General features: G+C 61.9%; 11 protein-coding genes. 1 reads left to right on the top strand and 10 read right to left on the bottom strand.

Annotation, left to right across the window (positions count from 1 at the left end; all coding sequences use genetic code 11):
• Nucleotides 1-28: 28 nt before the first annotated feature.
• A complete protein-coding gene (gene gap / locus EDC50_RS15065; protein ID WP_123771322.1) occupies nucleotides 29-1,030 on the top strand; it encodes a type I glyceraldehyde-3-phosphate dehydrogenase in 1,002 nt (333 codons plus the stop codon).
• Here gap and EDC50_RS15060 read toward each other — a convergent pair.
• The 10 genes from EDC50_RS15060 to EDC50_RS15015 all read right to left on the bottom strand — a co-directional run.
• Nucleotides 982-1,233 carry a hypothetical protein gene (locus EDC50_RS15060; RefSeq protein ID WP_158635741.1) on the bottom strand — a complete coding sequence of 84 codons (252 nt, stop codon included), beginning with the start codon at nucleotides 1,231-1,233 and terminating at the stop codon, nucleotides 982-984. The two genes, gap and EDC50_RS15060, sit on opposite strands and share 49 nt — an antisense overlap.
• 90 nt (nucleotides 1,234-1,323) lie before the next feature.
• Nucleotides 1,324-1,620, bottom strand: coding sequence for a DUF2235 domain-containing protein (locus EDC50_RS15055; RefSeq protein ID WP_158635742.1), 297 nt, complete (start codon nucleotides 1,618-1,620; stop codon nucleotides 1,324-1,326).
• 204 nt (nucleotides 1,621-1,824) lie between these two features.
• Complete coding sequence (locus EDC50_RS15050) at nucleotides 1,825-2,394, bottom strand: DUF3304 domain-containing protein (protein ID WP_123771319.1); 570 nt, start codon at nucleotides 2,392-2,394, stop codon at nucleotides 1,825-1,827.
• 843 nt (nucleotides 2,395-3,237) lie between these two features.
• Entirely contained in the window at nucleotides 3,238-5,808 is a 2,571-nt protein-coding gene (locus tag EDC50_RS15045; protein ID WP_123771318.1) for an RHS repeat-associated core domain-containing protein, read from the bottom strand.
• Nucleotides 5,809-5,826: 18 nt separating this feature from the next.
• Nucleotides 5,827-7,767, bottom strand: a complete 1,941-nt coding sequence (locus EDC50_RS15040; RefSeq protein WP_123771317.1) for an RHS repeat domain-containing protein — start codon at nucleotides 7,765-7,767, stop codon at nucleotides 5,827-5,829.
• 404 nt (nucleotides 7,768-8,171) lie between these two features.
• Nucleotides 8,172-8,345, bottom strand: a complete 174-nt coding sequence (locus EDC50_RS16460) for a hypothetical protein (RefSeq protein WP_158635743.1) — start codon at nucleotides 8,343-8,345, stop codon at nucleotides 8,172-8,174.
• A gap of 335 nt (nucleotides 8,346-8,680) precedes the next feature.
• Nucleotides 8,681-8,986: a hypothetical protein gene (locus EDC50_RS15030; RefSeq protein ID WP_123771315.1), complete on the bottom strand. Its 306-nt coding sequence runs from the start codon at nucleotides 8,984-8,986 to the stop codon at nucleotides 8,681-8,683.
• 261 nt (nucleotides 8,987-9,247) lie between these two features.
• Entirely contained in the window at nucleotides 9,248-10,168 is a 921-nt protein-coding gene (locus EDC50_RS15025; protein ID WP_123771314.1) for a T6SS immunity protein Tli4 family protein, read from the bottom strand.
• 89 nt (nucleotides 10,169-10,257) lie between these two features.
• Nucleotides 10,258-11,910: an esterase/lipase family protein gene (locus EDC50_RS15020; protein WP_123771313.1), complete on the bottom strand. Its 1,653-nt coding sequence runs from the start codon at nucleotides 11,908-11,910 to the stop codon at nucleotides 10,258-10,260.
• An 11-nt stretch (nucleotides 11,911-11,921) separates the two neighbouring features.
• A partial coding sequence (locus EDC50_RS15015; protein ID WP_244922533.1) for a DUF2345 domain-containing protein occupies nucleotides 11,922-12,467 on the bottom strand: 546 nt, incomplete at its 5' end.

The following is a 12,467-nucleotide window of genomic DNA, read 5'->3' as shown; positions in this document are numbered from 1 at the left end:
CTCCGGCGGCCGCAGGAGCTTGCCAGCTATGACCATCCAGGTGGGTATCAACGGCTTCGGCCGCATCGGGCGCAACGTGCTGCGCGCGGCGGTGCAGAACTTCCCCGACATCGAGATCGTCGCGATCAACGACCTGCTCGAGCCGGAGTACCTGGCCTACATGCTCCAGTACGACTCGGTGCACGGCCGCTTCAAGGGCGAGCTCGCGGTCGAAGGCAACACCCTGATCGTCAACGGCAAGCGCATCCGCCTGACCCAGGAGCGCGACCCGGCCAACCTGAAGTGGGACGAGGTCGGCGCCGAGGTGGTGATCGAGTCCACCGGCTTGTTCCTGACCCGGGACACCTGCCAGAAGCATCTCGACGCCGGCGCGAAGAAGGTGATCCAGTCGGCGCCGTCGAAGGACGACACGCCCATGTTCGTCTACGGCGTCAACCACGCGACCTACGCCGGCGAGGCCATCGTCTCCAACGCCAGCTGCACCACCAACTGCCTGGCGCCGCTGGCCAAGGTGCTGCACGACAAGTGGGGCATCAAGCGCGGCCTGATGACCACCGTGCACGCCGCCACCGCCACCCAGAAGACCGTCGACGGCCCGTCCAACAAGGACTGGCGCGGCGGCCGCGGCATCCTCGAGAACATCATCCCGTCCTCCACCGGCGCGGCCAAGGCGGTGGGCAAGGTGATCCCGGCGCTGAACAAGAAGCTCACCGGCATGTCGTTCCGCGTGCCGACCTCGGACGTCTCGGTGGTCGACCTGACCTGCGAGCTGGAGAAGCCGGCCACCTACGAGGAGATCTGCGCGGAGATGAAGGCGCAGTCGCAGGGCGCGCTGAAGGGCATCCTCGGCTACACCGAGGACAAGGTGGTCGCCACCGACTTCCGCGGCGACGCGCGCACCTCGATCTTCGACGCCGAGGCCGGCATCCAGCTCGATCCGACCTTCGTCAAGCTGGTGGCCTGGTACGACAACGAGTGGGGCTACTCCAACAAGTGCCTGGAGATGGCCCGGGTGGTCGCGGCCAAGTAGGCCGCGGCGCCGCGCCGCAGGGACGAAGGCCGGTTCGCGCCGGCCTTCGTCGTTCCGGTTCCCGTCTCGCCATGGGCGTGCCCGCTGTCCGAATGCATCCCCGGATACATGATCTCCACGCAATTGGCCGGGTAGCGCTGGCCGCTGCGCACCGATTCGAGCGGGAACGAATTGCGCTGCTCGTGCGCGGCCACCAGGTGCACGCGGCGCTCGGCCAGTCGCGGGATAAGCAGGTCCGCCGCCCAGGGCGCGCGCCAAGGCGGCACCACGCGAAAACCCGAACAGCGCAACGTTCACCTCCAGGATGCGGCCGGCCGGGTACGCGCCAGCCTCAGGTCCAGTTGTTGCATCGCCCATTGCAACCGGGCCTCGCCGTATTTGGCGAAGGCCATGCCTTCGGCGGTATTGCCCGGATCGCCTATCTCGCGGAAGTCGGTGCCGATGCCCGGCAGGTAGATGCGGTAGATTCCTTCCGCCGGATTGTCGTCCTCGCGCGCCCGGTACGGCCGGGCCACGTTGCTATCGCGGTGCATCGGCTCGTCGGCTTCGCGGTTGTTGCCGGTGCCGTCGAAGAAAATGCTGATCCACAACGGAATCCGGCATACCGGGCCCACGCAATGCACGTCCGAATACTGGCCCTTGGCCGTGGCTTCGGGCGGCGGCGCGGGGCTTACGGCGCCCGCTCCGGCCTCGGGATCGGCGCTGCGCTTCAGTGCGCGTTCGGCGGGAACGCGGGGCTCTTGTGGCCGGCGCTCCCGGGATTGGCGGCCATGCGACGGCTCCTTGTCGGCTGATCAATCGGAATAGGTACGCATCTGCTCGGGAGTGCACCGCGCCCGTTCCGGCGCTCCCTTGCGGCGGCCGTCTTCCTCTTCCAGTTTCAGGCGGGGCGGGCGGGCGATGTCGTCGGCAATGGCCACCTCGACGCGGCCGTCCCGGTAGAAGTGCACTTCAAACGCAACGGGCGTGGCAGGCGGCGGCGTAGCGAGCGTCACGTCCTGCTCTTTCCACAGGTGCTTGACCTGCGTAAACACCTGTCCTTCCACCTCTTGCTCATACAGGCACGCATCGGCCGTCCAGCGAACGCGGAAGGTCTTCGGCACCTGCATCCACGAGTACCAGCGCACGCAGCAGGTGCTCTTACCTCCTCCAGCGGTTGGGGTGCTGACAAAAAGATTTCCGCCCCAGCTGCCATCGACATAGAAGCTGTCGATGTAATGGTCGGTGTAGTTGTAGCCATTGATGACCAGGTCGAACGGACCTTCCGGCGCGCTTGCGCTCGCCGGGATCTCCGTGTCGGCCGCGGGCCTGGCTTGGCAGGCGGCCGTCAGAACGGTCAGGGCTACGGCTGCGAGCAGGTACATATAGCCAAACGGTTGGACGCAGCCGCCAAACGAACTGGACAGAACTGCCAAGCAAGTTGGACAGTGGCGCCAACTGATCTGGACACCCGCGCCAGCAACTGGACGGGGCACCGTTCAAGTTACCTGTGAGAAGAGCCAAGGCCCAGCGCCATCAAACGTGTTCCGGATCGGGCGAGGGTACGATGCTCGACTGCGGCAGGTAACGTGAATAGTCCGCGCTGCTGGTCAGCCGTCCATGGAAGGTTTGAAGAAAATCGCCCTGGCGCTGGACTGCGCCACCGACGTGCTGGTGTTCGATCCCTGCTCGAAGGACTGATCCTCAAGCACGACGCCGGCCGCTGGGAACTAGGCGGTAGCCGCTAAAGAAGAAGCCCCGCACTTGGCGGGGCTTCGATTGGCTGCGTTATTGGTCACGTTACCGATAGCCGTGAACACTTCCAAGATTTTTGCACTCATGTGCAGCCTGCGGCTCTTTCCAATCCGTTAGGCGATTGGGGGGTTGCGAGCACACATGCCAGCAGCCCCCGCCGATGAGTGCTCCTTTGCCAGAGGCAATACATGCTGTCAGGCAGTCATCCCCCAAGGCGCATCTCTCCGACAGGACACGAATCCAGCATTTCTCTGCCGCGGTCACGGCAGCAGATTGTGGCGTTGACACGCAGGAGCCTTGAACACCCCTCAACTCTCTTAGGTCAGGGGGAGGGGGGATTACAGCAGATGCTTCTTTCCCTTGGTCCGTCATACCGCAAGATGCAGCAAGCAATATCAACGCGATTGGCAGAACGAATCGCTTGATCTCGCCCCTAAAGAAATCGACGGAACTAGAAGTAAAGCTGCGCAATTTCATAGCGGTGAATGGCCTCCTTCCGCGAGATTGGTCGCACACGGAACGCATTTCAGAGTCTCGCGGCGAATGGAGTTCTCACCCATTTCGTATCGCACCTTGTGCGCCACCTCATGGAATAGCGTGCTGCGGAAGCAGCCACACTGGCCAGGACTGTTGATTTCAGCTGCCGAGGGTGCATCAACGTACGGGCCGTAAAGGAATACGTTCCGATCCAACCCCCAAATAGCGCCGCAAGGCCCGCCAAGATTGCAAGAGAAAACGGCTTCGGACGCTATGAACGACATAACATCGCGCACCAGCCCCCAATCACAATAACCGTTATTGCAATCCTTTGAAGTGGCCTTTTCCTTCAGCTCGTTTGCCAACTGCACAATTTCCGAATTGATTCGAGCTCGCTGCGCCGCACTGCAGGAGGGGCCGTAGCTAAGTAGACCCTTGGGATCAATTTGCCGCAGCGGAGAAAGTCCTGCGTACGAGTAGGTGGTAATACCGCCCTTGAGCCCGATCGGATCGCTCTGTGGATACCTACCGGTCGCCGGCTCGTAATCCCGGAAGTGGTTGTAGTTGAGCCCACTCGCCGCATCGTAATGTTGGCCTGGAAATCGCATGTCGAACACGAACTGGATCGCATCTGCATCCGGATCCTGATTCGGCAGACTATTGCCGAAGGCCTCACTCGCAAAATCCCACGTCCAAACCGCCACATCCCGCTGCGGGTCGATGACCGACCGCGGCGTGCCCAAGTGGTCCGCTTCGATATAGCGAAGGCTGCCGTTCGCGACCACCCCGATCGGCAGGTCATCCAGCCAAATCACCTGCTGCAGCGGTGATTGCGCATTGCTGTAGTCACCGAGCCAGTGTCCTGCCTGATCGTACAGCGCGTGGGTGCGCACCTCGCCCAGGCTTCGGCACACCTGTTCGTCCTGGCCGTTGTACGAGTATTCCATTACCAAAGCATTGTTGCGCTCGACCCGACTCATCCGGCCGGCCGCGTTGTAGGCGAACTCGCGTTCGATACCGCCGATCGACGTGGTGTTGCCCATCGCATCGTAACTGCGCGCCACGCCGTTCACGGCACCCAATCGATGGCTGTCGCCTGGGTAGTCGTACAACTGTGTACCGCCGGCGTTGGTAAAGCTGGTGCGGTTGCCCGTGGCGTCGTAGGTGTACTGCTCAATGGCGGCGCCGGTCGGGCCGTCCTGGAACACCGTCAGCCGATTCAACGCGTCATAGCCGAACGTGATCCGCGGCGGCTGTTCCAGGCCGCTGGTGTGCAGGCTCGCCAGGTTGCCGACGGCATCCCAACCGAAGCCCAAGTTCAGTCCGTTAGCGCCGGTTCCCGTGCTCAGGATGGTCTTGGGCCGGTAGTCCAGGTCCAGTGTGCGGCTCAGGGTGCGGCCGTTGCCGAAGGTCCAGCCGGCGACGGGGCCAAACGGGTGGTAGGTGGCATTGCTCAGCAGCACCTGGCGAGTGCCACCGTTGGGGGTCACGCCGACTTCGGTAGTGCGGCCCAGGTCGTCGCGCACGTAGTCCACGCTGGTCCCGTCCGGGTACTGGATGGCGGCCAGCTGCCCGGCCTTCGTGTAGGCGTAGCGCAGGGTGAACGATTGGCCGTTGGTCACCTGCACTTTGCGGGTCAGGTTGCCGAAGCGGTCGTGGCAGTACTGGGTGGAGCCGCTGCCGTCGTCCATCCGTGTCAGCCGGCCGATGGCGAACGATTCGTGGGTGTCGCACACCGCCTGCACGGCGTCGTAGGTGTAGCTCACGTTCAGCGCGGTGTCGCTGTAGGCGATGCCGGTGAGCCGGTTGAGCGCATCGTAGCTGTAGGCGCTCTGCTCGCGACGGGCGTCCAGCGCGCTGATGCGGTTGCCGGCCGCGTCGTATCCGTAGGTCGTGACGCCCGTGTCCGGGCTTTCCAGGCGGGTTAGGTCACCGAAGGCGTTGTAGTGGTATTTGGTGCTCAGCCCCTTGGGATCGATGACCTCGGTCAGGTTGTCCTGTGCGTCGTATTTGAACTTGGTCTCGGCGGCGATGCCGGCGACGTCCTGAAGCATCCTGCTCAGCCGGTTCAGCGGGTCGTAGCCGTTGTCCGCCACCCGGCCCAGCGCATCGGTGGTGGTGTCGAGATTGCCGTTGGGGTCGTAAGTAAAGCCAGTCGGGTGGTTGCCGGCATCCTTGGCCGTCTGCAGCTGACCCAACTGGTTGTACACCCGGGAGCGGGTGCGCTTGATGCTGCCATCGCTGCCCTTGACCTCTTCCTGGGTGCGGTTGCCGGCATTGTCCAGCGTGTAATGGATCGAATTGCCGTCGGCATCGACGATGTCGGTGAGCCGGTGGGCGGCATCGTAAACATAGGATGTGAAGCTGCCGTCCGGCAGGGTAATGCTGCTGACCAGACCCGTCGGGTAGTAGTCGATACGCGTGATCTGGTCTTCGCTGGCCTGCGCCGTCCCTGTCGCCGGCACAACCACACCAGCGATCGCAATCGCCAGCGCGGTGACCGCGCTCGAACCTTCCCGCCGCATCCATCTGGGTATCGTTCGTGCTTTACCAAGTGCCTTGGTCATAGGAATGAGCTCCCCTGCTCAATTCGAACCGCGAGTCTTCCTGGCAATCAGCCAGCCACGCGGGTGGTATTCGAAATCGGTGATGACACCATCGGCGTCCTTCGCCGAGAGCACGCGGCCGGACCCGTCATAGCGCAACGTCTCAGTCACTTGGCCCAGCGCATTCACCACCTTCCACAGATCCCCCTTACGCCAGGCACAGGCAGTGGGCGCGATAGCGCAACCGGGATGGTCGGTCGCATAGTACTGGTACGTCGTGACGTCGTTGACGTCGGTACGAGGGCTATCGACGGAGGTCACCAATCCGACCAGCGGGCAAGTACCTGCGTCGACGTTCGCCTGTTCGCAGTAGGTCGTAGTAGTTGTCCGAGTTTGCATAGCGACCGGATCGACCTGGGTGTTGGTCAACGGTTGGCCGCGAGGGTTGTAGGTCCAGGCAGACTTGGCTATCAGAACACCATCTGCCCGATACGTGCGTCGCTCAACGGGCACCCGGAGAGATTCATTCCACTCGGTCTGGATCGTTCGCTGGCTAGCTGTTCCCTTGCTTTCGACACGCTGGGTCTCCAAGCCCGTAGAGCTGTAGTCGTGGTCGACCACAACGCCTGAATCCGTGAACACATCCGGATAGCCCGCAGCGTCATAGGTACGTAAGGAGCTTTGCGCTTGGCATCCAACGCATGTTTGCGTCCGAGCGCTCACGCGGGCAGCCCCGTGTATCACTGAGAATTGGTAGGTATCCGTCGCGCCCAAGGAAGAAGCAATTACAACTTGCCCATCAGCGGCCTGCTTCACTTGATACTTCTCAATGCCATTGCCACGCTGCGTCAGCACGGCTTGACCTTTGCTGTTATAGCCATAACTTGAGAGCCTGATCCCGCTCTCATCTGTGATGCCGGTCAACAGGCCTGGCTGGGCGACGCCGCCGTTTAAGCCGCTTTCGTTGTAGTGATACCGTCGGATTGCGGTACCGGGGTGTCTCACCTCAGCCAAGTTGCCGAACGTGTCGTATTCGTAGGTGACCAGTTTTCCATCGGGTTGCTCCACATCCCGTAGCGCGCCAGTGGCGGTGTAGTGGAACGTCAGGATTCGACCGCTTCGATCCGAGGCGATCAACAGCAAATCAGGGCCAGGAGCGATGTGCGCAGGCGTTTCGTCGTCACTGTAAGTCAGATCGATCGCTTCTCCATCCGGAAACTCGATCGCGACAAGCAGTCCGTTGGCGTCGTAGCGCTCAAGCTGCCGCGTCTCGCCTTCATGCAGCTCCCAGTATCCCGAACCCTCGTCATAAACGAGGCGATCAATCACATCCGGGTCTGGCTTCCATATGCCTGCAACTTTGCGAAACTCAATTCTGTGTCCGTCCTGGCGGTGCGCGTAAGCGAAGAAATTCGTTCCGTCGTTCATGAGCTCCAAGCGACGATCGAATGTATGGCGCCAATGTGTGCCAAGCGCGGAGGGGCTCAGCGGCGGAAAGCTGTTGTAATAGCGCCGCAGTTCGAGCTCGTTGTTGGCATAGTCCAACTCTTCTTGGTACTTGTTGCCAGTAGCCACATTCATTGGATTGCCAACACAGCAATCGGGCTTGCCCAGGCTCTTGGCGTAATCGAACGTCGACCTTGTGCTTGGGAAGCTGTAATCGTAACTGCCGCCATTTTCACTAGCGGTTCCGCCTACCGCCAATTCGCACGAAACAAGCGCTGCATTGGTGTAGTAAAGCGTGCACGCGTACAAGGGATAAGTAGAATTCCCGCCCAATTTACAGGCGCTGCGGGATTGCCACTCGTAAGTTATCCCCGGTTTGCTGTTGTATGCCGCGGCGCGCCCCATGGCCGCCGAGTAAGCGGCCCAACAGCGTGAATAGGCTTCGCCCTGCGTTGGGTAGTTCTTGGCGCGAGCACCAAAAGGGTTCGCCCACAGGCAAGCGAATAAAGCAAGAACGCACATCAGGCGAAACATCCCTATCCCCTAAGGACCAAGGCAGGTCCGCATGCAATTGCCGTGTAATAATTGGCAGAGTCGTCACTTCCGCTGCGCAATTGCTGTCATGCGCTGTTGTCAGCATTTGCGCACTTGAGCGCCCCCCAGTAAAGGATGTTGTTCGTCAAGGCGACGCCGTGTCAAGGTCAGGTCTGGGCACCTATTCCGGCATCAACTTGGCTACTAAGATGGCTGCGACGAAAGCCAGCAAGCCTCCATAGAAGAGGACCGATCGCAAGCCTGGCGGCGCCTTGGCGGCATTGCCCAGCAATAACGCGCTGATGACGAGCAACCCAAGCGCCCATTGCGCCATGCGCGTACGGAGGCGAGCTTGTGCTTGTCGGTCGCGCCGATCGCCTCCCTGGCTTCGTCGGGGGGCACGCTCACGACATCCCTCCTTCGGCTTCATCCAGGATATCGAGCGAGAGCGTTTCTGGTCCCAAGCCCTTCTGCAAGTCGATGTTGCCCATCGCGTCCGTAACTCCATGGATCTTGGCGCCGTCGGCACGGATGATGACGAAACGGCCGACGCATTGAGTGCGCATAGTGCTGGTCATGTCCTTAATCGTTTCCACTTCTTTGGCGTTAGGAGCGCGGCCGCATGCGGCCAGCATTGCTGCACAAAGCACGCTCGCCACCCATCGTGCGATTGTCACGCCGGCTCCTTCGCTTTGCCCGCAATCTTGATGATGCTGTACAAGGTCGCGCGCTGCGCGCCCGGATTGCGGTACGACGCCTCGTGCTTGAACCCCGACAACCGAAACTGCTGCCGAATGTTGTTGCCGTCATTCTTTAGAGGGGGAACGCCCCGGACTTGCCGGCACCGTACCGTCGCCGCTTCCGTCCTGCGGATCGCTGTGCAGCTCCCAACAACTGCTCTGATAAGTCGTGCTCAGCTCCATGCCGAAACTCGGCCAAGCGACATCACCGAAACCCGTCCCACCTGCATGGACGCGGGCACATTCTTGTCGGGCTTTATGCCTGGCTTCATGCGCCAGACGACCGTCTCGAAGCCGGGCTCTTTGTCGTCGTCGCCGTAATAGACGTGGGTACACGGATGGTATTGGCCATTAATGCGGCCATGGAAGCTCCGCGCCGACTCGATATTGTCGGCATGGTGTTCCCAAGTGATCGGCCTGCCGTCCTTCGGGCTCAGCCACTCTTCCCGTACCAAGCCCCACCAGCGATCACGCCCCATTCTCAGCGGGCATTCCTGCAACTTGCAGCCGCCCCCTTTTCAGACCTTGGATCCGCCCCGAGCTTCGCCAGATTATTCTCTCCCCGCGCGATCAGCGGCGGTTCTTCGTCTGGCTCGTCGGAAAGTGCTGAATTTGATCGATGGTCTACGCTTGGTCTCGAGGCCCGGCACCAAAACCCAGGCTAGCCTCTTCGTAGTTGCTGTTCGCGGTAACTGCAATGGGCCCCAGGCAGAAACCACTGGCACTCCGCCTGCCCTCATCTACACCGCGCCCGGCCGCAGCCTCAACGTGGTCAGGATCGAATCCCAAAGCTCGAGCGCTTCCTCGTCCGATTCGAACGGCGCATCGATCACTTCGCCGCGGGCGTCGGTCTCGTCGGTGGTGCTCAGCTGCAACGACATGAACGGGAATTCCAGCGAGTTGGCCCGCCCTTGGCTCTCCCACAGGAAGTGGTAGCTGCGCTTGCCCTCGGCGTCCGCGCGCACCAGGAGTTCCTGCCCCTTCACGGGCCCGATGTTCCTGTCGCCACGGCGCAGCGTCTTCATGTGCGCGACGGCGCGTTCGAACCCCGGCGGGATGCGCGATGCCCGCTGCAGCAGCTCGCGGTCGGGTTTGCCCGTCACGTAGGACATCAGGGTGAGCGTGACGCTCGGATACTCCTTCAGCTTGATGTTGGCGGTGAATTCTTCTTGGTTCAATGCATTGTCCGCGACCAAGCCGTGATCGAAGCAATATCCGGGCGACTTCGGAACCTCATCTCCCTCTCGATAACGGAGCAGCTCCGTCACGAGTTCCCCGCCGGCTTTGTCAGCCCGGGCCCGCGCCTCGGCTTTCGCGCTACCTTCTCCCTCTAGCAAGAAGAGGACGCGCCTTTCGGGCAAATAGGCAAAGTAGCGGTACTGGTAGAGAATCCGACTATGCGGGCTTTTCCAGGAAATCAACGAAACCTTGCCCGGGGCGAACTCCACCCGATCCACCAGCATGCTGCCCCCATCGTCGTGCCGGGCAGCCTTCAGCGCATCCTCCTGCTCCGACAAAAGCTTGGCGTAGCCTTCGGGCGATACATCGACTCGGGTAGCGATCTTGCCCCTCGAGTAGACGTAGCGGGTCGTCACTTTCGCACTCGCGGGCAGATCGATGAGATAGCGACCCAAACAATGGGTCTTGGCTTCTTTATTCATGCGAACTCCTTCTGCACCATCTGCATTTGATGTTCCTCCACACAGAACGGTGGCGAAGGCCAACAAACCCTGTGCGATCAAACGCCGGTTCAGCATGACGACCAGTCCGCTTGCCTGGCGATCCGCACGATGCCGTACAGCGTCGCCCACTGCGCCCGCGGATCGTTGTAGCTGTCCTGATGTTCGTAGCCTTGTTCCTTGCCTTTTCCGTTCATACGGGCGTAGGCGCCATCGGCTTGGTTGCCTTGTCGGAAGCTGGCCTGCACCCCTGCCTCACCTGGTGCAGAACCGGACTCTGTAGAGACTGTGCCATCCCCCATGCCTTCGGGCGGTCCAAACTCAAGTTCTACATGCTGCCCGGCATTGGTGAGACGCAGGCGGCCATTGCCGTCATCGTCCTCCACCTGCCACTGCTCGGGGAGCGCCGTGAGCGTGCCTTGCCACCGAACCTCACTCCAAGTCTTCTGGCCGGAATCCGCGCCGTAGTGGCAATAGGCAGGCTTCGGATACTTCTTAGCCAGCTCTGCATGAAATGACCTGACCGAATCGATGGTCAAATCAAAAGCCTCCAAGCTACTCATACCACCGTAGATGTCTTTGCTCTCTTGGGCAGGGCCTGTCAGCTGGGCCGGATTGATGAGCTTCGCGTTGTGCTCCGGGATGAGCCCATACCAAGCTCGGCTCTTATAGATCTCATCGTACGGATTCCCCGAAGTGGGCAAGGATCGACCAGGTTCTGAAGCACCGCCATCGCCCAGCTTCAGCCACGGCTTGCCGCCTGCGTAATCGAATGCCGGCGTGAGCTGCAGTGCCCCGGGCGAGTATGCGGCGACTGCCACCACCTCGGCGGCATCGCGCCCCAGGATCACGCTGGCCACGCCTTCGTAGCCGCACCGCATGTGATGGTAGATCGCCGGTGCGCCCGTGGCCGGCATGACGCCGTGAACGACACCCAAGACCTTCTCGTAACCGACGATCTCGGTCAGTGCACGAGCGACGAAGCCCCCCATGGAGTGCGTGACGAGGATGACTTTCATCCTGCCGCGCTGGTCTTCCGGGTAGCTGGCCAGCACCTTGTTCTCTATATAGTCCTTGATGTCGTTGGCCGAGTCGACGTTTGATTGCAACCAGTTGTATCCGCCGCCCCATACCTCGTAACGGTACTGCGCGGCGTGCTTGAGATCGTCTTCCGTCAACGGCGGATTGCTCTTCTGGTCGCCGTAGTCCGAAGGGACTCGTCGGCCTTCGTCGTTCCACCATTCCATCATTTCGCCCAACACCATCAGGTTGTTGAGGCGCTCTTCCATCACCGACATGACCGGATTGTAGGCAGACCGCATGACGGTGCCCCAACCGCGATCGCGTGCCACTTCCCTTTCGAGCGTGCCCTCGGTTTCGATCGAACCGCGGGGATCCACCTCGACGCCTGGCGGGTTCAACTCGCGCTGCCTGGTGGCTGGCCCCTTGAACCAATAGGAGAACAATTGCCCCAACGCACTGAGGATGGCGCCGACGCCATCCATGTTCGGCGGGCGCCATACGGCCCGGCCACCGTCTTTCGCTTTGAGATTGCTGCCCATGATGCCGGGCAGGAACACCACCGGGATCACGGCTTCCGGCGGCATCAGGCACACCTTGTCGCGCTGGTCCTGATTCGGCGTCAGGCGCGGCCTGGCGACTGGCCTGCCGCTCTCGTCCCGATCCAGCGCGTCGATGATGACTTCATTGTTGTTCTGCGGCATGGAATGTCCGTTTAAGCCTTGCCGAGGATCTTGATGGCGATTTGCTCCGGCCCGAGGCCTTTCTGCACGGGCAAGCGCCCCTCGCCATCCGTCGTCATCTTGATGATGGCGCCGTCGGCCCGCCTGACTTCGACGCGCATGTTGCGTAACGGCTCGTTGGTGGCGCGATGGCGCAGGATGTACGGATCGTCGAACCTGGTCTCCGGCCACGCGTTCATCTCCCGCGACAGCTGCGTCGGCCCGACGAACGACTTCCTGCCCGCGTGCACCGTGATCCGGCCCGGGCAGCTGACGACGAGGTGGCCGCCTTCGATCGTGATGCTCGCGCCGCCGGCGGTGGCCAGGCGCACCGCCTGGCCGGCCGCCAGTTCGACTTCGGCGTTGGCGCTCACCAGCGTCAGCCCCTCGCGCGACTGCAGCCTGGCCTCGTCGTGCTGCGCCTCGAACTCCAGCGCCCCCTGCGCCGCCACCAGGCTCAGCGCGGCCGCCTCGCCGGCGCTCGCCGCCTCGCTCCGATCCGCCGCGGCGGCGGACTTGGCTTCCACCGCGTTGGCCAG

The organism is Vulcaniibacterium tengchongense, from assembly GCF_003814555.1.
GTDB classification, from domain to species: domain Bacteria; phylum Pseudomonadota; class Gammaproteobacteria; order Xanthomonadales; family Xanthomonadaceae; genus Vulcaniibacterium; species Vulcaniibacterium tengchongense.
This window is presented reverse-complemented; position numbering and strand designations above follow the sequence as displayed.